The 22184-nt window shown below is 54.2% G+C and carries 27 protein-coding genes and 1 pseudogene; 15 read left to right on the top strand and 13 right to left on the bottom strand.

Translation table 11 applies throughout. The features are described from left to right. The first annotated feature begins 247 nt into the window (after window positions 1-247). Window positions 248-901 carry a PAQR family membrane homeostasis protein TrhA gene (gene trhA, locus DXB00_RS14495; RefSeq protein ID WP_117752156.1) on the top strand — a complete coding sequence of 218 codons (654 nt, stop codon included), beginning with the start codon at window positions 248-250 and terminating at the stop codon, window positions 899-901. Window positions 902-928: 27 nt separating this feature from the next. On the opposite strand, the gene DXB00_RS16495 is transcribed toward trhA, so the two are convergent. Next, window positions 929-1081, bottom strand: a complete 153-nt coding sequence (locus DXB00_RS16495) for a hypothetical protein (protein WP_158557363.1) — start codon at window positions 1079-1081, stop codon at window positions 929-931. A 168-nt stretch (window positions 1082-1249) separates the two neighbouring features. Here DXB00_RS16495 and DXB00_RS14490 point away from each other — a divergent pair, with 168 nt between their 5' ends. Both DXB00_RS14490 and rbr read left to right on the top strand, forming a co-directional pair. Further along, on the top strand, window positions 1250-1633 hold the full coding sequence (locus DXB00_RS14490; RefSeq protein WP_116705667.1) for a Fur family transcriptional regulator: 384 nt from the start codon (window positions 1250-1252) through the stop codon (window positions 1631-1633). A gap of 72 nt (window positions 1634-1705) precedes the next feature. Next, window positions 1706-2245 (top strand): rubrerythrin, encoded by a 540-nt coding sequence (gene rbr, locus DXB00_RS14485; protein ID WP_116705668.1) that lies wholly within the window; start codon window positions 1706-1708, stop codon window positions 2243-2245. Window positions 2246-2437: 192 nt separating this feature from the next. On the opposite strand, the gene DXB00_RS14480 is transcribed toward rbr, so the two are convergent. The 6 genes from DXB00_RS14480 to nth form a co-directional block, all read right to left on the bottom strand. Beyond that, complete coding sequence (locus DXB00_RS14480) at window positions 2438-2881, bottom strand: pyridoxal-phosphate dependent enzyme (protein ID WP_442861156.1); 444 nt, start codon at window positions 2879-2881, stop codon at window positions 2438-2440. After that, the gene (locus DXB00_RS14475) at window positions 2878-3489 is read right to left on the bottom strand and encodes a phosphoribosylanthranilate isomerase (protein WP_118730325.1); all 612 of its coding nucleotides are present in this window, start codon (window positions 3487-3489) and stop codon (window positions 2878-2880) included. Before DXB00_RS14475 ends, DXB00_RS14480 begins: the two co-directional genes overlap by 4 nt. Further along, window positions 3486-3926, bottom strand: coding sequence for a hypothetical protein (locus tag DXB00_RS14470; protein ID WP_119215107.1), 441 nt, complete (start codon window positions 3924-3926; stop codon window positions 3486-3488). The genes DXB00_RS14475 and DXB00_RS14470 overlap by 4 nt, the downstream gene beginning before the upstream one ends. A 90-nt stretch (window positions 3927-4016) precedes the next feature. Next, window positions 4017-4583, bottom strand: coding sequence for an anthranilate synthase component II (locus DXB00_RS14465; RefSeq protein ID WP_118730327.1), 567 nt, complete (start codon window positions 4581-4583; stop codon window positions 4017-4019). Then, window positions 4583-6040 (bottom strand): anthranilate synthase component I family protein, encoded by a 1458-nt coding sequence (locus DXB00_RS14460; RefSeq protein WP_118730328.1) that lies wholly within the window; start codon window positions 6038-6040, stop codon window positions 4583-4585. The genes DXB00_RS14465 and DXB00_RS14460 overlap by 1 nt, the downstream gene beginning before the upstream one ends. Before the next feature lie 470 nt (window positions 6041-6510). Beyond that, window positions 6511-7149, bottom strand: a complete 639-nt coding sequence (gene nth, locus DXB00_RS14455; RefSeq protein WP_118730329.1) for an endonuclease III — start codon at window positions 7147-7149, stop codon at window positions 6511-6513. A 210-nt stretch (window positions 7150-7359) separates the two neighbouring features. Here nth and glyA point away from each other — a divergent pair, with 210 nt between their 5' ends. The 8 genes and pseudogenes from glyA (at window position 7360) to spo0A (ending at window position 15526) form a co-directional block, all read left to right on the top strand. Next, on the top strand, window positions 7360-8601 hold the full coding sequence (gene glyA, locus DXB00_RS14450) for a serine hydroxymethyltransferase (protein WP_119215106.1): 1242 nt from the start codon (window positions 7360-7362) through the stop codon (window positions 8599-8601). A gap of 223 nt (window positions 8602-8824) precedes the next feature. Continuing rightward, window positions 8825-10169, top strand: a pseudogene (locus DXB00_RS14445) (glucose-6-phosphate isomerase). Between the two features lie 274 nt (window positions 10170-10443). Continuing rightward, window positions 10444-10971 (top strand): DUF3592 domain-containing protein, encoded by a 528-nt coding sequence (locus tag DXB00_RS14440; RefSeq protein WP_117492149.1) that lies wholly within the window; start codon window positions 10444-10446, stop codon window positions 10969-10971. Between the two features lie 331 nt (window positions 10972-11302). After that, window positions 11303-11656, top strand: a complete 354-nt coding sequence (locus DXB00_RS14435) for a putative ABC transporter permease (protein WP_119215105.1) — start codon at window positions 11303-11305, stop codon at window positions 11654-11656. Between the two features lie 84 nt (window positions 11657-11740). Beyond that, entirely contained in the window at window positions 11741-12511 is a 771-nt protein-coding gene (locus tag DXB00_RS14430) for a type III pantothenate kinase (RefSeq protein WP_158574677.1), read from the top strand. A gap of 94 nt (window positions 12512-12605) precedes the next feature. Further along, window positions 12606-13232: an ECF transporter S component gene (locus DXB00_RS14425; RefSeq protein ID WP_118360774.1), complete on the top strand. Its 627-nt coding sequence runs from the start codon at window positions 12606-12608 to the stop codon at window positions 13230-13232. A gap of 178 nt (window positions 13233-13410) precedes the next feature. Next, a complete protein-coding gene (gene spoIVB, locus DXB00_RS14420) occupies window positions 13411-14418 on the top strand; it encodes a SpoIVB peptidase (RefSeq protein ID WP_118730333.1) in 1008 nt (335 codons plus the stop codon). 346 nt (window positions 14419-14764) lie between these two features. Next, window positions 14765-15526, top strand: coding sequence for a sporulation transcription factor Spo0A (gene spo0A / locus DXB00_RS14415; protein WP_117492157.1), 762 nt, complete (start codon window positions 14765-14767; stop codon window positions 15524-15526). 72 nt (window positions 15527-15598) lie between these two features. On the opposite strand, the gene DXB00_RS14410 is transcribed toward spo0A, so the two are convergent. Next, window positions 15599-15796 (bottom strand): Arc family DNA-binding protein, encoded by a 198-nt coding sequence (locus tag DXB00_RS14410; RefSeq protein ID WP_158574392.1) that lies wholly within the window; start codon window positions 15794-15796, stop codon window positions 15599-15601. A gap of 115 nt (window positions 15797-15911) precedes the next feature. Between DXB00_RS14410 and DXB00_RS14405 the strand changes: the two genes are divergently transcribed. Beyond that, the gene (locus tag DXB00_RS14405; RefSeq protein WP_118730335.1) at window positions 15912-16556 is read left to right on the top strand and encodes a hypothetical protein; all 645 of its coding nucleotides are present in this window, start codon (window positions 15912-15914) and stop codon (window positions 16554-16556) included. Between the two features lie 67 nt (window positions 16557-16623). Here the strand turns inward: DXB00_RS14405 and DXB00_RS14400 are convergent, their stop codons facing one another. Next, a complete protein-coding gene (locus DXB00_RS14400; protein ID WP_118478520.1) occupies window positions 16624-17109 on the bottom strand; it encodes a phosphate-starvation-inducible PsiE family protein in 486 nt (161 codons plus the stop codon). A gap of 359 nt (window positions 17110-17468) precedes the next feature. Between DXB00_RS14400 and DXB00_RS14395 the strand changes: the two genes are divergently transcribed. From DXB00_RS14395 to DXB00_RS14385, 3 genes are all read left to right on the top strand, one after another. Further along, the gene (locus DXB00_RS14395) at window positions 17469-18074 is read left to right on the top strand and encodes a helix-turn-helix transcriptional regulator (RefSeq protein ID WP_158581331.1); all 606 of its coding nucleotides are present in this window, start codon (window positions 17469-17471) and stop codon (window positions 18072-18074) included. Further along, on the top strand, window positions 18062-18181 hold the full coding sequence (locus DXB00_RS17490; RefSeq protein WP_119215103.1) for a helix-turn-helix domain-containing protein: 120 nt from the start codon (window positions 18062-18064) through the stop codon (window positions 18179-18181). Before DXB00_RS14395 ends, DXB00_RS17490 begins: the two co-directional genes overlap by 13 nt. A 96-nt stretch (window positions 18182-18277) precedes the next feature. Further along, window positions 18278-18928 carry a YczE/YyaS/YitT family protein gene (locus DXB00_RS14385; RefSeq protein ID WP_119215102.1) on the top strand — a complete coding sequence of 217 codons (651 nt, stop codon included), beginning with the start codon at window positions 18278-18280 and terminating at the stop codon, window positions 18926-18928. A gap of 283 nt (window positions 18929-19211) precedes the next feature. Here the strand turns inward: DXB00_RS14385 and DXB00_RS14380 are convergent, their stop codons facing one another. The 4 genes from DXB00_RS14380 to DXB00_RS14365 all read right to left on the bottom strand — a co-directional run bounded on the left by DXB00_RS14380 (window position 19212) and on the right by DXB00_RS14365 (window position 21982). Next, a complete protein-coding gene (locus tag DXB00_RS14380) occupies window positions 19212-20021 on the bottom strand; it encodes a zinc ribbon domain-containing protein (RefSeq protein ID WP_118730338.1) in 810 nt (269 codons plus the stop codon). Between the two features lie 92 nt (window positions 20022-20113). Further along, window positions 20114-20914 (bottom strand): hypothetical protein, encoded by an 801-nt coding sequence (locus tag DXB00_RS14375; RefSeq protein WP_119215101.1) that lies wholly within the window; start codon window positions 20912-20914, stop codon window positions 20114-20116. Next, window positions 20908-21612, bottom strand: coding sequence for an ABC transporter ATP-binding protein (locus DXB00_RS14370; protein ID WP_119215100.1), 705 nt, complete (start codon window positions 21610-21612; stop codon window positions 20908-20910). The genes DXB00_RS14375 and DXB00_RS14370 overlap by 7 nt, the downstream gene beginning before the upstream one ends. Next, window positions 21605-21982: a GntR family transcriptional regulator gene (locus tag DXB00_RS14365; protein ID WP_117752382.1), complete on the bottom strand. Its 378-nt coding sequence runs from the start codon at window positions 21980-21982 to the stop codon at window positions 21605-21607. The genes DXB00_RS14370 and DXB00_RS14365 overlap by 8 nt, the downstream gene beginning before the upstream one ends. Window positions 21983-22184 lie beyond the last annotated feature (202 nt).

Below are 22184 nucleotides of genomic sequence, written 5' to 3'. Positions count from 1 at the left end.
ATTCCGAGATACATGCTCCCGGAATTTATGAATTTGCAAAGCAAATTCGATTGAATGCGTGCTGCCGCACGAAGCATAAAAATCGAATATTGCTTTTTCGACAAGCTGAAGCACTGTCTTTGATTAACAAAGACGGTGCTTTTTTATGGTGACAATTTGGAGAAAGCACTTGCAATTTTCGGAAAATGTGGTATCATAACAGATGTGATATAGTTTTTAACTCTACATAGCAAAAGGAGGAGTTTGTATGCCTCGTGCATTTCTCAAGGCCCGCGAGCCGTTTTCCAGTTACTCTCATTTCATCGGTGCAGTGCTCAGCGGCGCCGGACTGTTCGTGCTGCTCGTGCGGCTGCTGTTCGATCCGTCCGTCACCGGCTCGCTTGCGGCGGCTGCCGTGGTGTTCTGCCTGTCGCTGATCGCGCTGTACTCCGCAAGCAGCGTGTACCATTTCTCCGGCCGCGGCGAAGCCGTCCTGCGGCGGCTGAAAAAGCTCGACCACAGCATGATCTATGTGCTGATCGCGGGCAGCTACACGCCGATTATTCTCAAATTCATGCCTGCGCCGCGCAGCTATATCTTTCTTGGCGTGATCTGGCTGATTGCGCTGACCGGCATTGCCATCAAGCTGCTGTGGATTGACGCGCCGCGTCTCATCGGCACCGCGCTGTACCTCGCGCTCGGCTGGGCAATCGCGTTTGATTTCGGAGTCGTGCTGTCCATGCCCGCGCCTGCCATTGCCCTTCTGGCTGCCGGAGGTCTGGCGTATACGGTCGGCGGCGTGATCTATATCGCCAAAAAGCCGAATCTCGGGCTGATGATCGGGTTTCATGAGTTGTTTCATCTGTTCGTAATCGTCGGCAGCGTTTGTCATTATCTGATGGTGTTTCTTTATGTGCTATAACAAACGAGTCGTGAATCTTCATGTGGTTCACGGCTCGTTTTTGTTTTCATCCGCACCCGGCAAACCATTTTTATTACTGCTATGGCGGAACACTCCATAATTCGGATACTTTATCCACGGATGATCCGGCTCTGTACCATAATGATTCCGTATATATTTTTCTAACTCCGTTCGATTCATACTGCCATCTCCATTCCCTGGTTTATATTACTCTCCATATCGCCTGCAACCTTTTCAAAATCTCTTCCCATACATTATTCAAAAAAGTGCTTCTTACCGATTGACAAAAATATGGATTTGCAATATACTCTTAATTAAGAAGCAATACTAATAAAGGAGGTGCATTTTATGCAGACCAGAAACACCATTCAGCGGCAGATCGTATTGCAGGCAGTGAATCAGATGCACAACCACCCTACCGCGGATGCGATTTATGCCGTTATCGCGGCGCAGCACCCGACCATCAGCAAGGCCACGGTTTACCGCAATCTGAACCAGCTGGCAGCTCAGGGCGAGATTTTGCGCGTGCCTGTGCCTACCGGTGCCGATCACTTTGATTTCAACATCAAGCCGCATTATCATGTGCGGTGCACCAAGTGCGGCGGCGTTTTTGATGTATTTATGCCGCCTGTCACCGATCTCATCGACCGCGTGGAGGATTCCTCCGGCGTGGAGCTGCATCGGTACGAAATTCTGTTCGAGGGTATTTGCAGCGCTTGCAGGAAAGACTAAAAGAGCAGTCAGAACGGTCTGACCGTCAAAAGAGACAGGAAGAATAGGAAAAACGGAGAAAGGATAACTATTATGGCAGAACTCAAGGGCACCCGCACCGAAGCAAACCTGCAGACCGCATTTGCAGGCGAATCCATGGCACGCAACAAGTACACGTTCTTTGCCTCCAAGGCGAAAAAGGACGGCTATGTGCAGATTGCGAAAATCTTCGAGGAGACCGCTGCAAACGAGAAGGAGCACGCGAAAATCTGGTTCAAGCTGCTCAACGGCGGCATTGATGACACCGCAGCCAACCTCAAGGCTGCCGCAGAGGGCGAAAACTACGAGTGGACCGACATGTACGCTACCTTCGCCAAAGAGGCGCGTGAGGAGGGCTTCGACCACATCGCGGATCTGTTTGAGATGGTTGGCGCGATCGAAAAGGAGCACGAGGAACGCTACCGCAGGCTGCTCAGGAATGTCGAGGATAAGCTGGTCTTTTCCCGCGACGGCGACTGCGTATGGCAGTGCTCCAACTGCGGACATATCGTTGTCGGCAGACAGGCGCCGGAGGTCTGCCCGGTTTGTGCACATCCTAAAGCCTACTTTGAACTCAAGGCTGACAATTACTAATTGAAAATGGAGAATGGAGAATGAACCTTTTGATTTACCATTCTCCATTTTTATTTACGAATGTGCAAACGAGTTGGGAAACGGTGGGATGAGGTCATCCCGCCCTACGATAACATGAACAATCAACGCAAAATATTACACCATAATCAATATGAAACGAGGGAGAAACAACCGTTTCCCCCTCATTTTTGTTTAGTTTGCGGAGCGTACCGCGTCCTTCATGCTCTTGACGTACGCCTTGACGTGCGGCACGCACTCCATACCCATGAGAGCGGCGGCGGTCGCGGTCGCAACACCGTGCTGACCGGCGCCGGTCTCTGCGATCAGACGGGTCTTGCCCATCTTTTTCGCCAGCAGCGCCTGACCGAGCACGTTGTTGATCTTATGGGCGCCCGTGTGGTTGAGATCCTCGCGTTTGAGGTAGATCTTTGCACCGCCGAGGTCATTCGTCATGTGCTCCGCAAAGTACAGGCGCAACGGACGGCCTGCGTAGTTGTTCAGCAGCTCGGTCAGCTCTGCGTTGAATGCCGGATCGTTCTTATAGTGGTTGTAGGCTTCCTCCAGCTCGATAACCGCGTTCATCAGCGTTTCCGGCATGTACTGACCGCCGTGTACGCCAAAACGTCCCTTGCTCATTGGTTTGCTCCTTTCACGAGCGCCGACACGCGGCGCATCTTGTCCATATCCTTTACACCGTCCGTTTCGATGCCGCTGGACAGGTCGAGCGCGTAAGCGACGGTCTGTGCGGCTCTTTGGACGTTGGTTTCATTCAGCCCGCCCGCGAGAAAATACGGGTGGTTTACCTCGCCTATCAGCGACCAGTCGAACGTCTTGCCGCTGCCGCCGTAGGCGTGCTTTACATAGGTATCCAGCAGCAGATAATCCACCGGCAGGGTGTCCGCCTGCTCAATGTCGCGGTGGGTTTCCACGCGGACGGCGTAGACGATGGGCGCGTTCGTCAGCTTCCTCAGCCTGTTTATATAATGTAAGCTCTCGCCGCCGTGCAGCTGGATAATGTCGATAACCTCATCGCGCACGAGCGCGGCAATATGCTCCGGTTCGTCGTTCACGAACACGCCGACCGTCTTAATCTCCGGGGCGAGGTGCTCCTTGAGCCGCGCCGCGTCTAAATCCGATACATGCCGGCGGCTCTCCGCGAACACAAAGCCGATGAAATCGGGTTTTACTTCGTTCGCAGCCTCTATATCCGCTTTACGGGTCAGTCCGCAGAATTTCAGCTTCACTTTGCGGCCTCCCGGAGTGCGTCAAGCGCCTGTTTCTTGTCTGCGGCACGCATGAGGTACTCGCCTACCAGAACCGCGTCTGCGCCCGACTGGGACGAAACCGACCGGTTGCCGTGCTTTGCAACCGGCACACCGCCTGCCGCCGCCACGAATGCGGCGGTCGTGGAGATGTTGAACGAGCCGACCTCGTCACCGCCGGTGCCGACAATGTCCATGACCGCGCCCTTCGGCTCAATGTGCGCGCCCTTTTCGCGCATGACCTCGGCGCAGGCGGTAATCTCGGTGATGGTTTCGCCCTTCATGCGGAGCGCCGTCAGCAGGGTTGCCATTTCGATGTCGGTCGCGGTGCCGTCCATCATTTCCTCCATTGTTGCACGAGCGATGGTGTAGTCCAAATCACGACCGTTGATCGCTTCGTGAATTGCAAGCTGAATCATTATATATCGACCTTTCTATTACATCTATTATATCATTACTAATTGATATCTTCTCCGTAGGGCAGCCCGCCCTACGGTTCTGGTCAAACTTTACATAGACAGAAAGTTTTTCATAATGGTTGTTCCCTGCGGTGTAAGAATGGATTCCGGATGAAACTGCACACCGTAAATCGGCATGATCTTATGCCGCACAGCCATGATCTCTCCTCTTTCATCGCGGGAGATGACTTTCAAACACTCCGGCAGACTGTCCGGTGCGGCGACCAGAGAATGATAGCGCGCTGCCATCGTTTTCTTTGCCAGACCCTTGAACAGCGGCTCGTCGGTATCCACCTCGACGATGCTCTGCTTGCCGTGCATAAGCTGCTGCGCGTGCTCAATTTTGCCGCCGAACGCTTCGCAGATGGCCTGATGACCGAGGCACACGCCAAGGATCGGGATGCTGCCGCCGAGCCTGCTTACCACTTCCTCGCAGATGCCCACGTCCTTCGGATAGCCGGGCCCCGGAGAAAGAATGATGTGCGAGGGATTCAGTCCCTCGATTTCGCTGACGGTGAGCGCGTCATTGCGGACAACGCGCATATCCGGCTGGATGGCCGCCGCCTGCTGAAACAGGTTATAGGAAAAAGAATCGTAATTGTCGATCAGGAGAATCATTATCCGTCTACCTCCGATGCACGCTCGATGGCGTTCATAACTGCCTTTGCCTTGTTTGCGCTTTCCATATACTCGTTATACGGCACGGAATCCGCAACGATGCCGCCGCCCGCCTGCACGGTCACGATGCCGTTCTTCTTGGCAGCCATGCGGATGGCGATGCAGGTATCCATATTGCCGGTGAAATCCAGATAGCCGAGTGCGCCGCCGTATACGCTGCGCGGCTCGCTCTCCTGCTCCTCGATGATCTCGCACGCGCGGATCTTGGGTGCGCCGGACAGGGTACCCGCCGGGAGCACCGCTTCGATGGCGTCGCAGGCGTCGTACTTTTCATCAATGTCGCCCTCGACCTGCGAGCAGATGTGCATGATTTTAGAATACCGGTGTATCATCATGTAATCGGTGACTTCCACCGTGCCGATCTTGGATACTCTGCCGAGATCGTTGCGGCCCAGATCGACCAGCATATTGTGCTCGGAAAGCTCCTTCTCATCGGCAAGCAGCTCGTTCTCGAGCGCCTTATCCTCCTCCGGCGTTTTGCCGCGCGGACGCGAGCCCGCAACCGGAAAGATGGTCAGGCGGCCGTTATCCAGTCGCACGAGCGTTTCCGGAGAGGAACACATGATCTCGTCTCCGTCGATGGAGAGGAACACCATGTACGGCGAGGGGTTGGTGGTGCGGAGCACGCGGTACGCCGAAAGCAGGCTGTCCTGATACGGACTGGAGAACTGCCGCGACTGCACGGCCTGAAAGATATCGCCGTCAAAGATGTACTCGCGGGTTTTCTCCACGATGCCGGCGTACTGCGCCTCGGTGACGTTGCAGGTGAAGCTCGGCCTGCCGGTTGCCTTGAGCGGCGGAAGCGGGGTCTGGTCGTTGATCAGCGCCGCCATACCCTCGAGCGCCGCACACGCCTTGCCGTAATTCTCCATCACGCTGTCGGTCTTCATGTTGACCACGAGCACGATCTTCTGCTTGAGGTGGTCATAGGCGATGACCTTGTCGAACAGCATCAGGTCGAAATCGTCCCATGCGCCGCGCTTGATTTTGAGCGTCGGCTCCGCGTAGCCGAGCATCGCATACGCGAAGTAGCCGACGAAACCGCCCGTGAACGGCGGCTGACCCTCAAGCCGCGGTGCGCGGTACTCGCTGAGCACCTCGCGGAGCACGGTGAGCGGCTTGTCGGTCTTGACCGTCTTGTTGACCGCACCCTCGAGCGTTACCGTGCCGTTTTTGCAGGTCGCACGCAGAATCGGGTCGTAGCCGAGGAAGGAGTAGCGCGCCCATTTTTCGCCGCCCTCCACGCTCTCCAGCAGGAAAAAGCGGTCGGAACGGGTCTGCAGGCGGCGCAGCAGCGAAATCGGCGTTGTCATATCGGCGTAGATCTCGCGGCAGACCGGAATGGTCGTATATTCCTCCGCGAGCTTCAAAATCTCGTCACAGCTTGGGGTAATCATTGTGTTTTCCTCCATTTACAGCAAAACATCGGCGGTAATCATAAACCGTGTTTTATTTCTTGGGTTCGTATCGAGTGTCTGTTCGTTCCGAACAGACACAATAAAAAAGGCTTCTGTCCTATGATACAAACGTATCATGGGACAAAAGCCTGTTACTTCTGCGGTACCACCCAAATTGGCGTACAAAAACGTCCACTCTGTCGTGTGCAAACACACACGCTCCCATGATAACGGCGGGAATCCCGTCAGCCATACTCTCCCTGCGGATTTGAGGCTGCCCTCACAAGTCCATTCAGTAACGTCCTCTGCTGCTCTCCTCACACCACCGGAAAGCTCTCTGGAAGCACGGTCTCGCTCTTACTCACTCTTGTTCTGCGGTTTTGCTTTTTCTGAAATCAGTATATTCCTACGATAAAAATTTGCCAAGTGGATTTTCTGTGTTTTTTCGCAAATTCCACTTTTCCTCTATGTTATTTCGCAATGGGATACGACGGGCACACCGCACCGAGCGGACAGCCCTCGCACTTCGGGCTGCGGGCGGTGCAGTGCTCGCGGCCGAACAGCACCAGCCGGTGGCAGAAATCGGACGACTCCGCCGGGTCGAGCAGCTTTCTCAGGGCGTTCTCCACCTTTACCGGGTCCTTCTCGTTCTTGACAAAGCCCAGCCGGTTGGACAGCCGGATGCAGTGCGTATCGCACACAATGGCCGGCTTGCCGAAAATATCCCCGAGGATGAGGTTGGCGGTCTTGCGGCCGACGCCCGGCAGCTTGAGCAGCTCCTCCATAGTATCCGGCACCCTGCCGCCGTAATTGGCAATCAGCATCATGGCACACGCCTTGAGGTCGCGCGCTTTGGTGCGGAACAGGCCGCAGGTCTTGATGGCCTCGGCAATCTCCTCCTCGGACGCATCCGCGAAGCTCTGCAGGGTCGGAAACTGCTTGAATAATTTTTCTGTCACAATATTGACGCGCGCGTCCGTGCACTGCGCGGAAAGCCGGGTGGCGAACAGCAATTCATAATCGTGTGTATAATGCAGGGCGCAGACCGCCTCGGGATAGACGGTTTTCAGCAGCTCGGTGACGACGGCGGCACGTTCTTTCTTAGTCATTTTGTTATCCTCTCTCCACAAGTTTTCCTACGGTAATTGTAGCATATCGTCGAAAAAAGGGCAACTGTTTGCACAAAAGTGCACAATGTAACAATTTCACTATAAACTGCTAAAGCGGTAACGCAAAAATCAGATGTTTGTCAATAGATTCCATGCGAAAAATGTGGTTAAATTATAATAGTAAATTCTTATCCGGCAGGAGGCTGTATCATGGTTCGTCAAGCAATGGACTTCGTGACAGCGTTCGACCCCGAACTCGGACGTATGATCGAAGCGGAATACAAACGACAGGCGCGCAACATTGAGTTGATCGCCTCGGAAAATATAGTCAGCGAGGCTGTTATGGCGGCAATGGGCAGCGTGCTGACCAACAAGTACGCCGAAGGCTATCCCGGCAAGCGCTACTACGGCGGCTGCGAATGCGTCGATGAGGTGGAAAACCTCGCCATCCACCGCGTGTGCCAGCTGTTCGGCGCGAAATACGCGAACGTGCAGCCGCACTCGGGCGCGCAGGCGAACATGGCGGTCTATCAGGCGCTGTGCAAGCCGGGTGATACCGTGCTCGGCATGAGCCTGGACAACGGCGGCCACCTGACCCACGGTTCGCCGGTCAATCAGTCCGGCCTGCTGTACAACATCGTACCTTACGGCGTGGATGAGAACGGTCTCATTGATTATGATGCGCTCCGCGAGCTGGCAAAAAAGGAACAGCCGAAGATGATCATCGCCGGTGCGTCCGCGTACCCGCGCGCCATCGACTTTGAAAAATTCGCTGAAATCGCACACGAGGTCGGCGCGTACCTGTTCGTTGACATGGCGCACATTGCCGGTCTGGTGGCTGCCGGTCTGCACCAGAGCCCGATCCCCTACGCGGATGTCGTCACCACCACGACGCACAAGACGCTGCGCGGTCCGCGCGGCGGCGTTATCCTGACGAACGATGAGGAGCTGGCGAAGAAATTTGACAAGGCCATCTTCCCCGGCACACAGGGCGGCCCGCTCGAGCATGTCATCGCCGCAAAGGCGGTCTGCTTCGGTGAGGCACTCAGGCCGGAGTTCAAGGCATATCAGCAGAATGTTGTCACCAATGCCCGCGTGCTCGCGGACGCACTCCGGAAGCAGGGCTTCGACCTTGTGGCGGGCGGCACGGACAACCACCTGATGCTCATCGACCTGCGAAAGACCGGCGTGACCGGCAAGGAGCTGCAGCGCCGTCTGGACGAGGTGTACATCACCGCCAACAAGAATGCCATCCCGAACGACCCGGAAAGTCCGTTCGTCACCTCGGGCATGCGCATCGGCACGCCCGCTGTCACCACCCGCGGCTTCGGTGCGCCGGAGATGCTCCGCATTGCCGAGTTCATCTGGCAGGCCGCAACCGATTTCGACAACAAGGCGAACGATATCCGACGAAATGTACGCGATATCTGCGTAAATTTTCCAATTTACTAACAATATTTGCCGATTCCCTACTATGGAGTCGGCTTTTTTCGTTGGCTTTGTTCGGTTTGCATAATGCAAAATTACCTGTCACAAACAGTCGAGCAGATAAAGTTTTTGTAAGATTTGAACAAAGCGCTTGCCTTTTCCCGCCAGTATGCTATACTTAGATACAAGAGGGAGAGCAAATCCCGCCAAATGGCTTGGAGGAAATAACAAAAGGGGAAATGCAGTAATGGGAATTAAACTGAAACTGACCGGTCTCCGGCGCTTTGTCCGGACCGAGGCTGAGATTGCGGACTACACCGCGCAGGTTGCGGCAGCACAGGACACGCTCGTGAACGGCACCGGCGCCGGAAACGATTTTCTTGGCTGGCTGAATCTGCCGGTGGATTACGACCGGGACGAGTTTGCGCGCATCAAGCAGGCGGCAAAGAAGATTCAGCAGACCTGCGATGTGCTGATCGTCATCGGCATCGGCGGCTCGTATTTAGGGGCACGGGCAGCCATCGAGTTCGTAAACGGTCAGTTCTACAACCAGACCCGCCCGGAGGGCATTCCGGAGGTGTACTTTGCCGGCAACAACATTTCGTCGTCCTACTTGAACGACATTATCAAGATGATCGGTGACCGCGACTTCTGCATCAACGTCATCTCGAAGTCGGGCACGACCACCGAGCCTGCCATCGCCTTCCGCGAGCTGAAAAAGCTGTGCGAGCAGCGCTACGGCCGCGAGGGCGCCAAGGAGCGCATCTTCGCCACGACCGATAAGGAGCGCGGCGCGCTCAAAAAGCTGGCGGATGACGAGGCTACGAGACCTTTGTCGTACCGGATAACATCGGCGGCCGTTTCTCGGTGCTCACGCCGGTCGGTCTGCTGCCGATGGCTGCAGCCGGTCTGGACATTGACGCGGTGATGGCAGGCGCTGCCGCCTCCCGCGAGGACTATTCTCATGGCTCCTTGCACGACTGCGCGCGCTATGCTGCACTGCGCAATCTGCTGCTGTTCAAGGGCAAGACCATGGAGATCATGGTAAACTACGAGCCGTCGCTCGTCATGCTCGGCGAATGGCTCAAGCAGCTGTTCGATGAGTCCGAGGGCAAGGACCATAAGGGTCTGTTCGTCACCTCAGCGAATTTCTCCACCGACCTTCATTCCATCGGTCAGTTCATTCAGGACGGCTCGCGCATCATGTTCGAGACCGTGCTGTGGGTCAAGGAGCCGCGCTCCGAGATTACCATCGAGCATACCGAAGAGGACATCGACGGCCTGAATTATCTGGCAGGTCAGACCGTGCAGTACGTCAACCAGAAGGCGTACGAGGGCACGCTGATCGCCACATGGACGGCGGCACACCGAATATCATCCTCGAGATCGACCGCACGGATGCATGGCATTTCGGCTATCTGGTCTACTTTTTCGAGAAGGCCTGCGGCATTTCGGGCTACCTGCTCGGCGTAAATCCGTTCAATCAGCCGGGTGTTGAGGATTATAAGAAGAATATGTTTGCACTTCTGGGCAGATCGGGTTTCGAGGAGCGGAGAAAATACCTCGAGGCTCGTGTCAAGCTGGAGGACTGATCGTCCCTTTTACCCTTTGTGTTGATGGGGTATAACTCCGGTGATTTCACTAAATCACGCACATAACCGATACTGGATACCAAAAAGATGCCGAAGACAACTTCGGCATCTTTTCATGCCTCGAAAGAATCACAAAAATATTGTATGATACAAGAGAATTCTCCCTTTTCAGAATTGTGTACTTATGGGAAATGAGCTTATAAATATACATTGCAAACAGCAGGCATCTATTTTATAATCAAATATAAAAATCGGAACTTGAGGTGATGAAACTATGGCTGAAATACAAATTGCATGGTTAGAATTGATGACAGTTGGAGGTCTTGGTGTAATATTAGTTCTACTAGGAGTTATTTTCAATATCATTGTAAAAAGACAGAATAAATTGTGTACAAAAAAGACAGACGGTATTGTTAAACAATATGGGTTTCCTGGAAATGGAAGAGTGTACCCAATCGTTGAGTACTTTGTGAATGGAACTTGTTATAAAGCAAAGAAAAAATTTCGAGGAATTATAACAACGCAACTATCAGGAGTACCTGTACCGATGAAATCAGAAGTCTATGAAGATGAAAAAGGATGGCTACATGTAAAAACTGGAGCTATTGCAAATTTGCGTCAATTTGCGGAGCAGTTGTGGCCTATCAACAGTAAGATGACAGTTTATTATAATCCAAACAATCCTAAAAAGTGCTATGTTGATAGACCAATTTCAAAAAGTTTTACTTCCATGATGTTTATCATAATGGGGACAGTAACAATACTCTCGAGTGTACTGGTATTCTTTTTGATGCAGTTATAAATTGCAAAAGATAATTGCTAATCAGACAACTTCCAGTTTGTTGAACTGAATAGCATATTCTGACCGATAGGAGCAAGGTTAAAACCCATCTTGCTCCTTTTCCAATGCTTAAAGTTCCGTCCAATCGACGGAGGCATTGGCGGATAGGCTTATATCAACACAAAAGGTAAAAGGGAGGACTGATCCCTTTGCTGTATTCAAGGAGAGAGCGCTGTGCTCTCTCCTTTTGATTTTGCGCGTATGCCAAATCTCCACGCTCATTCTCCATTCTCAATTACTCCACCCCTGCGTAAATCCAGCCATTCCGGGCAAAATAAATGCGGTGATAAAAATGAAACTGCAAACTCCTGCCGTCTTTGCACTGGGTGCGGCCGGCTACGCCGCGCTTGAGCTTCTCTGGCGCGGACGCACCCACTGGACCATGGCGCTGACCGGCGGTGCGGTTCTGGTCGGTCTGCGGCAGCTGCGGCGGCGCGTACACGAGGAAAACCCGCTCTCCCGCTGCCTGTGCGGCGCGGCGTGCATCACGGCCGCGGAATATGTGGTCGGCTGTACGGTCAACCGGCATTTCCGGCTGCGCGTGTGGGATTACTCGCATGAATTCGGCAACGTTCAAGGACAGATCTGCCCGAAATACGCGGCGCTGTGGGCGCTGCTCTCCGCACCGATCATGCTGCCGAAATAAGACAGAAATGTGTACCTCTCCCCTTGCAATACGGTTTTCAATGGCTTATAATAGTGATAAACTATGCAGAAAAGGAGACACACCATGCTGATTGCAGTCAATGCAGGAAACAGCCGCGTTTTGCTCGGCGGCTATGAGGAGGACGGACAGGTTTTTTCTGCCTCCATCGCAACCGAGCCCAAGCTGACGCGCGATGACTACGCCTGCAAGCTGCAGCAGGTGCTTTTGCTGTACGGCGTGAACGTGCGCCGCATCCACGGCGGTATTGTCAGCTCGGTCGTTCCAAGCATGGTCGGCGTGCTCGAGGGTGCGCTGCGCCTGCTCGGCATCCGCGATGTCATCGAGGTATCGAGCGGCGTCAAGACCGGACTCAACATCCGCTCCGAGCAGCCGCGGCAGGTCGGCTCGGACCGCGTAGCCGCTGCGGTGGCCGCCCGTGCAAAGGGAAAGCTGCCGTGCGTGGCGGTTACGCTCGGCACCGCGACCACGTTCACCGCGCTCGATGGGTCCGGTGCGCTGGTCGGCTCGGCCATCACGGCGGGCGTGCAGCTGAGTCTGCTCGCGCTCCGCGAGCAGGCAGCGCAGCTTCCGGCGGTCGCCATCGATGCCAAGGACGAGGGCATTCTCGCCCGGAACACGGTCGATGCCATGCGCGTCGGCGCGGTTTACGGTGCCGCGTCGCTCGTGGACGGCATGGTCGAACGCTTTGCGGAGGCGCTCGGAGAAACGCCCTACGTCGTGCTCACCGGAGAGCTTGCGCCGCTCGTCACTCCCTATCTGCGTATCCCGTTCGAGTACGATGAAAGCCTTGTGCTCGATGGTCTGCACCTGATTTGGAAGAAAAATCGGGGTTGAAAGAGATTTGGCAGCGAATTTCTATCGCTGACCACCACAATTTTTGTATTGCGCTGTACCTGTCAAAGCAGGACGGCAGCAGGAGGAATTACAAATGAATAACAAAACTACCAATGTACGGTATCTCGCGCAGCTGGCGCTGCTGGCGGCGATCGAGGTCGTGATGAAGCTGATGGGTCTGGGCAGCGTGCCGGTCGGCCCGCTGTACATGTCGTTCCTGACCGTGCCGATCGCTGTCGGCGCGATGACCATGGGCCCGACCGCCGGTGCGATTCTCGGCGGCGTATTCGGCTGTGTCAGCTTTAAGGATGCGCTTGCAGGCGGCGGTATGACCGGCATGTTCTTCCAGATCAGCCCGATCAACACCTTCGTTCTGTGCGTTGTCATGCGCGTGCTGATGGGCTGGTGTGTCGGCCTGCTGTTCCGCGTGCTGCGCCGCATGGACCGCAAGAAAAGCTGGAGCTATTTCGTCGGTGCGATGTCCGCGCCGTTGCTGAATACCATTTTCTTCATGGGTTACATCGTTCTGGTGTTCTACAAGACCGACTACATTCAGGAGCGCGTTGCCTCTCTCGGCGTGGCTAACCCGCTGTCCTTCGTGGTTGCACTGGTCGGCGTGCAGGGTCTGATCGAAATTATCGTCGGCTGTGCGGTCGGCGGCGTGCTCGCCCGTGCGGTAGCATCGTTCCTCGGTCATCGTGCACCTGCAAAAGCAGAATAAATGATTGCTAATTGCGGCAGTTTCTCTCATTTTTCGCAGAGAAACTGCCGTTTTGCGTTCCCGGAAAACCTTTCCGCGCCCAGAGAATTTCCGTGCCGCCAAATGTCCGGCAGAATAGAAAAGGTTCACAGCGTTGTTTTCATGCTCCGCGCGGCATAGTAATAGCGGAGGTGAAAAAATGCAAAAAAATCACGCAAAACGCACAGCGCTCGCCCTGTTCCTGCTGTTTGTGGTGACAGTTTCCGCGCAGGCGGCAAAAATCGCCGAGGTCATCCCGATCGGGCACACGGTCGGCATCAAAATGCAGGCGGAGGGCGTGCTGATCGTGCAGCTGACCGAGGTACAGGGCGCGGACGGCACGCGCTCCCCTGCGAAGGAGGCGGGCGTGCAGGAGGGCGATGTGCTGTGCCGCGCCGGTGAGACCGCGCTGCACTCGAACGATGATCTGCAGAAGCAGGTCGCGCTCTCGGCGGGACAGCCGATCAAGCTGACGCTTGAGCGCGGAGACGCGGAGAAAAGCGTCACGGTAACGCCGTGCAGGGACAAAACCGGTGCGTACCGCATCGGCGTGCTCGCGCGCGACAGTCTGGCAGGAATCGGCACGCTGACCTACGTTGACCCGCAGACCGGCGCGTTCGGCTCGCTCGGTCACGGCATCTGCGACAGCGAGACCGGCGTGCTGCTGCCGCTGCAGGAGGGCACGATCATTCACTCAACGGTGAGCAGCGTGCAGCGCGGCAAGGCGGGTGAACCGGGTTCGCTGCAGGGCGAATTTTCGACCGAAAAACCGCTCGGAACCGTGGCGCAGAACACAGAAAGCGGCATTTTCGGCACCATGACGGACGATTCGCTGTACAGCGAGCTGCAGTGCGTGCCGGTCGCGTCGGCAGACGAAATCAAAGTCGGTGACGCGGAAATCCTGTCCAACGTGGACGGCGACAGCGTGCAGCGTTATTCTGTCCAGATCGTCAAACTCTATCCGGCGAACGACGAATACGGGCGCAGCATGATGCTCCGCGTGACCGATTCGCAGCTTGCGGAGAAAACCGGCGGCATCGTGCAGGGCATGAGCGGCAGTCCGATTCTGCAGAACGGCAAGCTGATCGGCGCGGTAACGCATGTGCTGGTCGATAATCCGATGGAAGGGTATGGAATTTCGATGGAGAAAATGCTCAAAGCGAGTTAGATTTCATGAGCAATCAGGAATCAGCAGTTCGTAATTTGTGATGGGTTTACCTTGCGTTTGGGCGCACATTGTGCGCCCTTTCTTTTGGGTTAATCGCCACTGTTTTGTTGTCGAAAACCGCAGTTTTGCTTGTATTTTGTCTATTTCCGGGGAATTTTGAAAATATGTAGAAATTGCAAAAGCGGTCGGTCTGACCGGTCGTTTCGGGTAAATCGACAGATTTTGTCGAATTCTGTCTGCAATTTTCCGTCCATATTTTTACAAAAGGTCTTGCAAGTTATGGTAGTATATGGTAATCTATTGCCAAGAAAAGAGATAAACTTTATCGGAAAGCTGGTTATGACATATGGATGAGAAAATTAGAGTTTTACTTGCAGACGACGACACCGAATTTTGCGCGCGTATGTCGGCGGTGCTGGACAGTGCGGACGATTTTGAGCTGGTCGGCATTGCGGAAAACGGTGAAAAGGCACTTTCCGCAGTCAATGAGCTGCGGCCGGATGTACTTATCATTGAACTGATGCTGCCGGTGATGGACGGCATGAGCGTGCTCAGCCGCCTGCACGAGCAGGACGGACCGCATCCGGCGGTAATGGTATTCTCGGCGTTTGCAAGCCCGCAGATCGGCGCGGAATGCGCGGCGCTCGGCGTGGATCTGTTCCTGCGCAAGCCGATGGAGCCGCAGGCGGTCTGCGAACGGCTTCGCCTGTGGCGGACCGGTCAGCTGCGCGCGGTCAAGGCCGAGGAAAGCATGGCGCTTGAGCTCCGCGTGACCGAGGTGATTCATCAGGTGGGCGTGCCGGCGCACATCAAGGGTTACCAGTATCTGCGCGAGGCCATCATGATGGCAGTCGAGGATATCGAGTCGGTCAGCGCCATCACCAAGGTGCTGTATCCGTCGATTGCCAAAAAGTTCAAGACGACCTCCTCCCGCGTGGAGCGCGCCATCCGGCACGCGATCGAGGTCGCATGGGATCGCGGCGACATCGAAACCCTGCAGAATTACTTCGGCTACACGGTCTCGGGCGTCAAGGGCAAACCCACCAATAGCGAATTTATCTCGATGATTGCCGACCGGCTGCGCCTGCAGATGCGTTTTGGGGCGTAAAAAACAATCACCGCAAAACGAAACACCGGCGCAGACCATAACAGTCTGCGCCGGTGTTATTATTTAGATAATTTAAGGCTCGTCCACGATTTCCAGCTTGTCGAGTGCGAATTCCACGCACTTTAGGATCAGCTCATTGCGTGTGCGTCCGGTGCGTGCGGCAACGCGATCAAGCTGTTTTAACACCTCATTCGGCATCCGGCAGGACACAACCGAGGTCTCTCCATAGCTCTTTTTTGCGCGAATAATAAACTTTTCTTCTTTATCCATAATCATCATACCTCTGTATTATTCTACCCGATTATTTGTAGTGTTTGTATATTACAAAGGTTTACAAGTGTAGTGTTATGTGGTATACTATCAGAAAAGAAACGGAGCTGAAGTGATGAACCAAACTGTAATTATGGCAATTGTTTTCTCCATCCTTATTATAGGATTATCAATTTTACTAATCAAATTTTGGATTGAATCAATAAATGAAAATGCTAAGGAAGAACAGAAAAACTTAACTCCTTCAAAATATCCTGATGGATTTACATGTACGAGACAGTGGAGAAGATGGCATTTTGACGACACGCATCAAAAAATCTGTGTATTAATGGAAAATATGAAATCAACCCTGACTTTTTCCTTTTCTCAAATAAAGGATGTATCTGTGCTCAGTGATATGACCTCTATGCAAAATGGTAGTCCTGTCGGTCGTGCTATTGTCGGCGGTATCCTCGCAGGCGGTATTGGCGCCATCATCGGTGTTGGCAGTGGCCTGTCAGATTCCGAAGCATGCAAATCCCTGAAAGTTCGCGTTACTCTATTTAACGACCAATTTATTGATGAACCTTTTATTGCTCAGCCTGTTAAAACATCTAGTGCGTTTTATAGAAATATCTGTGCAAGCTGTAGCGAACTGTACAGTACGCTATCTCAGGCCTATTATACTGGTCATCCTGATATTCCAAATCCCGTCGAAGAAAGCCATATTGATCTGACCCAAGAAATCTCACTGCCGGAAGACACTTCCAGCAATCAATAAAGCGTGCAAAAAACCGCAGCGCCCTCTCGGGCGCTGCGGTTTTCAGGTGATATGCATTTTCCTTATGTCAAATCAATGAGCCAATCTCGGGCGGTTCCGGCTTTTTCGGCTCGTTACAGTTCTCCACGCCGAGAACCTCTGCGCGGATGTCCTCCTCGATCTCCTTCTTGCTGCGGCGGCGGTCCAGACGCGAAATATACAGATACTTCCGAATCACGAACAGGATACCGATCGACAGCACGGCGATCAGATTCTCGATCGGCGAGGTATGCTCGACGATCATCTGGCGCGCGATGGCGAGGAGCATAACGTCAACCACCGAGTCGATGGTGTAGCTGGTGATCATCTTGATCAGCTCGATGCCGATGATGATCAGGCAGGCCGAGCTCATGCGCGCCTGCAGATACGCCGGATCACCGAACAGCTTGTTCATATCGGTCATGGCGACCATGCCGATGCCGGACACAATGCACGCAATCAGGATCACCATGCCAAGGGTGATCTCAACCGCTGTTGCGGCGTTGGAGAGCTTGTCTCGAAAATCAGAATTCATGGCAGTCTCCCTTTCTCTACTCCTCATCTCTTTGCATTCCTCTTTCTGCAGTTTTGTAATTTTTTATCAGCCTGTGTCTCATTCCTTGATATAAATTTAACATAGTTTTATGCCTTGTCAATTATTTTAACAAGTTTTGTATGGTTTACTGGTTTTTCATTCGTTTTTTATGCACTTTATCCTCATTTTAGTTATTTTGCATAATAACTTTTTATTTTTGTTGTGAGAAATTATCTGCGTTTATTTTTTGACAAACTTATCATTGTTAAGCTATAATAATATTAGAGTAAACCAATAAAAAGGTAATGCCATGCAATCAAAGGCACTGCAAAGAAAATTCTTTGAAACGGGGTGGGCAAATGGCTAATCCGCTATTGCAGCACTACATCAAACTGACGGAATTTCTCGGACAGGCACTTGGACCGGATTATGAGGTTGCTCTGCATGATATGACCGACAAAAACCGCTCCATAGTAGCCATCGCCAACAATCACATCAGCGGCCGGGAGATCGGTGCACCGCTTACCAATGTGGCGCTCAAAATCCTGATGGACAAAAGCTACGAAACGCAGGACTACCGCCTGCACTACTGCGGCCTCTCTGCCGAGGGCAAGACGCTGCGCTCGAGCACAATGTTCATCAAGCACAACGGCAAGCTGGTCGGCATGCTGTGCATCAACTTTGACGACAGCCGGTATCTGGCCGCCAGCGAAAACGTGCTGCGGCTGTGTCATCCGGATATTTTTATCGACGACCATATCGCACCGCAGCAGGCCGAGCCCGGTGATCCGTTCCCGCGAGCGGTTCCGGCGACGACCGAGAGCTTCCACAACTCGATCGACGCGGTGGCAGGCGATGCGGTCGGCCGCGAGCTCATCCGCCTCGGCGTGACCGCCGACCGGCTCACGCCGGACGAGCGCATGCAGATCATGCTTCGCTCGAAAACGGCGGTATCTTCCTGCTGAAGGGCGCGGTCAAGGATGTGGCCGACGCGCTGCACTGCTCGCAGGCCAGTGTGTACCGCTATCTTTCCCAGATTAAAAAGGACGACAGCAATTCCGCTTCGGAATAACAAGATTAAAACTCAAACGCAAAACCGGAGCGAAATTCTTCCGATTTTGCCGTTTTACTTTACTTCGCTTTAGTCTGATAGCAGGAGGATGCTCTCATGTTTCAAAATTACATGCGCCGGTTGTTCTGGCTGATTCTGGGTGTTGCGGTCAGTTCGATCGGCATTGCGATGATGCTGCAGGCAAATGTCGGACTCGAGCCGTGGAGCGTGCTGCAGCAGGGCATGTCGCTGCGAACCGGCATGACCTACGGCACAGCGTCCGCTATCGCAGGCGCGGCAGCCATCCTCACGGCCGTGCTCTTCGGTGAGAGCTTCGGCTTCGGCACGATCATCAACATTGCGGGCTGCGCGGTCATAATCGACGCGATTCAGGCGGCGCACCTCATCCCGCAGATGCACGGATTGGTGAGCGGCATTGCCATGCTCATCGGCGGTCTGGAGCTGCTTGCGCTCGGCACCTGGCTGTACATGAAAAGTGCGCTCGGCAGTGGCCCCCGTGACGCGCTGATGGTCGCGCTCGCGCGTAAGTTCGGGCGGTCTGCCGGCGCGTGCCGCGCGGTCGTGGATGTGCTCGTAACCGTCATCGGCTTCTTTCTCGGCGGTCCGGTCGGTGTCGGCACCATTATTTCCGCCGTCGGACTGGGTCCGCTGATCAACCTCAATTTTGCAGCCGTGCGGTTCAAGCCCGCTGAGGTGCATCAGGAGAATGCGGCGGAAACCATTGCGAGAATTATCGGAAAGCGGTAATTCTCCATTTTCATTATCAATTTCAATTTATTTGTGGTCGCATCTCCGGCACTGAATCATCTCACTCATTGGGTCTGCCTTTTTCTTTTGCATATGCACAAAATTCTCCTGTAAAACACAAAACCGCCCCGTAGACCGGAGCGGCATTTCCTCAAATACTTCAGCTATTGGGAACGGCGGCTCGTTGCACCGAGCCGCCGTTTGCAGCTATATTACAGCGCGGCGCCCCGGTTTTGTCAAGTGACAGAACCGGGGCTGTTGTTTTTCACGTTTTTTTACAAAATCACACATTCTGCGCCCGATAATACGGAACCGGGTCTGCTGTGCCGAACAGGCCAATCCCATCCATATCCTCGATGAGCAGTGTATCATCGGTTTTGCTGACATACAAATTCAGCCAAATATCATCGCCGCTATCGGCTACCGACTGACACCACTCGGGCAGGCTCCCTACCGCCTCGGTATCGTACAGCGTGAACGCAACCGTGTACATATCGTACTGATCGGACGGATACGCCTCCGGATAGTAATACTCGTCGGGGTCGTCGTACAGACACCACGCGTCGGCCGTGCTCTTGAATGTGCCGCCGTCCGCCGAGGTATACAGAATCGCCCATTCACCATTCGACTGGTCGTAGTGCAGACGGAAGGTGTCGCTGTTATCGATCACCATGCCGCTGTCCGTGCCGAGAATGCTGCTGAGATCCTGCGCCGCATAGCTGTAATCCGAATCGTAATCCGGCGCGGGGGAATTTCCGAAGCTGCTCTCGATTTCCGGCACCAGATCATCCACCACGAACGCGATCAGCGTCGGCACAAACTGCAGCAGAGCGATAACAATTATCGCAATCACCGCACCCTTTGCGCGTTTTTTCTTCGGCTTATCCTGGATAGGACGCGACTTGCTCTTCGCCGTTTTCGCCGAGCTGCTGTTCTCTATCGTCGGATGATATTCGGTGTAGGTCTCACGCGGCTTGCCGTGCCATTTCGGCGCGGGTCTCGTCATGCGGCCCTTGCTGCCCGCGCGTGCGCCGCACATCGGACATACGCGTTCCTCATCGTCAAAATGGATACCACAGTGCTGACATTTCACAGGACACACCTCCCTTTTACTACCTCCATCATACCAGAGATATACCGTTCAGGCAAGAGAAAAAGGATACACAAGTGTGTATCCTTTTTCTGTTATTCGAGATTGAGCCTGTGCGTGAGAATCCAGCGCGTCACAAGGAAATACACCGCATCGCTGATGAGTTCGAATACGCAGCAGCACCGCAGCATCAGATGCGCCGCATCCATCGGCGTGATGGTCTGCATGGTGCTGTCAAGCCAGCGTACTATCGCATCGGCAAGCGCCTCCGGCATGACATTGCCCCCGCCCATCATCACCAGAAGCAGGAGAACCTGCACTGCGGTAGAAAGAACAACGTACCACACGACCGACATCAGCAGGCGGTGCTTGCCCGCCAGATGGCCGAGCGCCATGCACATATAGACGAACAGCGCCATGCCCGCAATGCCGAGCACCGCCAGCACGAGCAGCTCCAGCCCGAACAGCAGGCCGCCGCTCCGCGCCACACCCTTTATCATATCGACAAACAGGGTGCCGAAGGACATATCGGCAAAAATGCCGATGCTGAGGAACGCCGCGATGCCGCTCAGCGCGATCATAACCACCGCGATGATAGTCTTGCTGAACAGGTGCTGCGAAACCGTGACCGGCAGGGTGAACATGAGGTAGCCCTCACTGCCGAGCAGGTTTTTGTAAAAACGCTGGATGAGGATGACAGCCGTTACCACAAATGCCGCCATCATCACGCCCATATACAGCATGGAGCTGATGGCCGGCAGCATAAAGCCGAACGTGCTGTTCTGCGGGATACTGTACAGCAGGTGCGTGACGAACGACATGAGAATCAGCACGCCGTACAGCGGCAGACAGGTCCGCGCACAGGCTTTCCACTCATATTTCAGCAGCTTTAACATGCAAACACCTCCCGGAACAGGGCGTCAACCGATTTTCCGTGTTCCTCGCGGATATGGTCAACCGTGTCGTGCAGCACCATCGCACCTTCCTTGAGGAAGATAACCTCGTCGAGCACGCGCTCCACATCCGCGATGAGGTGCGTGGACAGCAGGACGGACGCGTCCTCGCTGTAATTCGAGAGAATGGTGCTCAGAATGTAGTCGCGCGCCGCCGGATCAACACCCGCGATCGGCTCATCGAGCACATACAGCTGCGCCTTGCGGCTCATGGTGAGGATGAGCTGCACCTTCTCCTGATTGCCCTTGCTGAGCGTTTTCAGTCGGTTCAGCGGGTCGATCTGCAGCGAATCCAGCATATCGGTTGCCTTTACGCGGTCAAAATCCGTGTAAAAGTCCGCAAAGAACGAAATCAGGTCGTTGACCTTCATCGCATCATTGAGATAGTTTTTGTCGGGCAGATAGCTGATGATGCTGTGCGTGTAGGTGCCCGGCGCTTGACCGTCAATGAGCACCGAGCCGCTTGTCGGCTGCAGCAGACCGTTCAGCAGCTTGATAGTCGTTGTTTTGCCTGAGCCGTTCGGGCCGAGCAGACCGATAAACTGTCCGCGGCCGAGCGTCAGATTCAGATTATTGAGCGCGGTCTTTTTACCGTAGTTTTTTGTCAATCCCTGACAGATAACCAGTTCGTTGTTATCCATTTTTCTTCTCCTCCCCACTGCGTTTCTCCAGAAGCGCCACAATGTCCTGCTCGGTGAAGCCAAGCTGGCTCATGCCGGACAGAAACTCCGTGATGCGTTCTCCTGCGATCTGCTCTCTTACCTTACCAATCATTTCTCTGTCCTCCGTTACATAGCGTCCGCTCGTGCGGTTGGTGAACATCAGGCCCTCGCGCTCCATTTCCGCAAGCGCACGCTGCATAGTGTTCGGGTTGACACCCGCCTGAGCCGCCAGCTCGCGCACCGGCGGTACCTTTTCACCCGCCGCAAGCTGTCCGCTGACGATCTGCTCGGTCAGCTTTTCCACAAGCTGTTGATAGATCGGACGATCCCCCCGCAATTCCCATTGCATAAGCTCTCTCCTTTCGTTTTATTGTATTATGATAATAATACAAACATACAGATTTGTCAATAGCCTTTGCTGAAATTTTTCTGCACAGCCCTGCGGGATGTGCGAACTGCGTAAGCGGGTTCGCCCCTAACGGGCGGCTCCTTTTCCTGCACCGGCTGACCGGGGCACACGAACTGCCGTAAGCGGGTTCGCCCCTAACGGG

It is taken from the genome of Butyricicoccus sp. OF10-2, assembly GCF_003481925.1.
Lineage (GTDB): Bacteria > Bacillota > Clostridia > Oscillospirales > Butyricicoccaceae > Agathobaculum > Agathobaculum butyriciproducens.
Note: the sequence above shows the minus strand (reverse complement) of the source record. Positions and strands in the feature narration are given on the sequence as shown.

What these genes read in the sequence shown, in the direction of transcription:
- DXB00_RS14375 (WP_119215101.1), bottom strand. Translation starts at nt 20,914, where the DNA reads ATGTTAAAGCTGCTGAAATATGAGTGGAAAGCCTGTGCGCGGACCTGT.
- DXB00_RS14465 (WP_118730327.1), bottom strand. Translation starts at nt 4,583, where the DNA reads ATGATTCTCCTGATCGACAATTACGATTCTTTTTCCTATAACCTGTTT.
- DXB00_RS14460 (WP_118730328.1), bottom strand. Translation starts at nt 6,040, where the DNA reads ATGATTACCCCAAGCTGTGACGAGATTTTGAAGCTCGCGGAGGAATAT.
- DXB00_RS14490 (WP_116705667.1), top strand. Translation starts at nt 1,250, where the DNA reads ATGCAGACCAGAAACACCATTCAGCGGCAGATCGTATTGCAGGCAGTG.
- DXB00_RS14410 (WP_158574392.1), bottom strand. Translation starts at nt 15,796, where the DNA reads ATGGATAAAGAAGAAAAGTTTATTATTCGCGCAAAAAAGAGCTATGGA.
- DXB00_RS14470 (WP_119215107.1), bottom strand. Translation starts at nt 3,926, where the DNA reads ATGATTCAGCTTGCAATTCACGAAGCGATCAACGGTCGTGATTTGGAC.
- DXB00_RS14480 (WP_442861156.1), bottom strand. Translation starts at nt 2,881, where the DNA reads ATGAGCAAGGGACGTTTTGGCGTACACGGCGGTCAGTACATGCCGGAA.
- nth (WP_118730329.1), bottom strand. Translation starts at nt 7,149, where the DNA reads ATGACTAAGAAAGAACGTGCCGCCGTCGTCACCGAGCTGCTGAAAACC.
- DXB00_RS14430 (WP_158574677.1), top strand. Translation starts at nt 11,741, where the DNA reads ATGCTGATTGCAGTCAATGCAGGAAACAGCCGCGTTTTGCTCGGCGGC.
- DXB00_RS14370 (WP_119215100.1), bottom strand. Translation starts at nt 21,612, where the DNA reads ATGGATAACAACGAACTGGTTATCTGTCAGGGATTGACAAAAAACTAC.
- spoIVB (WP_118730333.1), top strand. Translation starts at nt 13,411, where the DNA reads ATGCAAAAAAATCACGCAAAACGCACAGCGCTCGCCCTGTTCCTGCTG.
- DXB00_RS14365 (WP_117752382.1), bottom strand. Translation starts at nt 21,982, where the DNA reads ATGCAATGGGAATTGCGGGGGGATCGTCCGATCTATCAACAGCTTGTG.
- DXB00_RS14435 (WP_119215105.1), top strand. Translation starts at nt 11,303, where the DNA reads ATGAAACTGCAAACTCCTGCCGTCTTTGCACTGGGTGCGGCCGGCTAC.
- glyA (WP_119215106.1), top strand. Translation starts at nt 7,360, where the DNA reads ATGGTTCGTCAAGCAATGGACTTCGTGACAGCGTTCGACCCCGAACTC.
- DXB00_RS14425 (WP_118360774.1), top strand. Translation starts at nt 12,606, where the DNA reads ATGAATAACAAAACTACCAATGTACGGTATCTCGCGCAGCTGGCGCTG.
- DXB00_RS14385 (WP_119215102.1), top strand. Translation starts at nt 18,278, where the DNA reads ATGTTTCAAAATTACATGCGCCGGTTGTTCTGGCTGATTCTGGGTGTT.
- DXB00_RS14400 (WP_118478520.1), bottom strand. Translation starts at nt 17,109, where the DNA reads ATGAATTCTGATTTTCGAGACAAGCTCTCCAACGCCGCAACAGCGGTT.
- DXB00_RS16495 (WP_158557363.1), bottom strand. Translation starts at nt 1,081, where the DNA reads ATGAATCGAACGGAGTTAGAAAAATATATACGGAATCATTATGGTACA.
- trhA (WP_117752156.1), top strand. Translation starts at nt 248, where the DNA reads ATGCCTCGTGCATTTCTCAAGGCCCGCGAGCCGTTTTCCAGTTACTCT.
- DXB00_RS14405 (WP_118730335.1), top strand. Translation starts at nt 15,912, where the DNA reads ATGAACCAAACTGTAATTATGGCAATTGTTTTCTCCATCCTTATTATA.
- DXB00_RS14395 (WP_158581331.1), top strand. Translation starts at nt 17,469, where the DNA reads ATGGCTAATCCGCTATTGCAGCACTACATCAAACTGACGGAATTTCTC.
- spo0A (WP_117492157.1), top strand. Translation starts at nt 14,765, where the DNA reads ATGGATGAGAAAATTAGAGTTTTACTTGCAGACGACGACACCGAATTT.
- rbr (WP_116705668.1), top strand. Translation starts at nt 1,706, where the DNA reads ATGGCAGAACTCAAGGGCACCCGCACCGAAGCAAACCTGCAGACCGCA.
- DXB00_RS14440 (WP_117492149.1), top strand. Translation starts at nt 10,444, where the DNA reads ATGGCTGAAATACAAATTGCATGGTTAGAATTGATGACAGTTGGAGGT.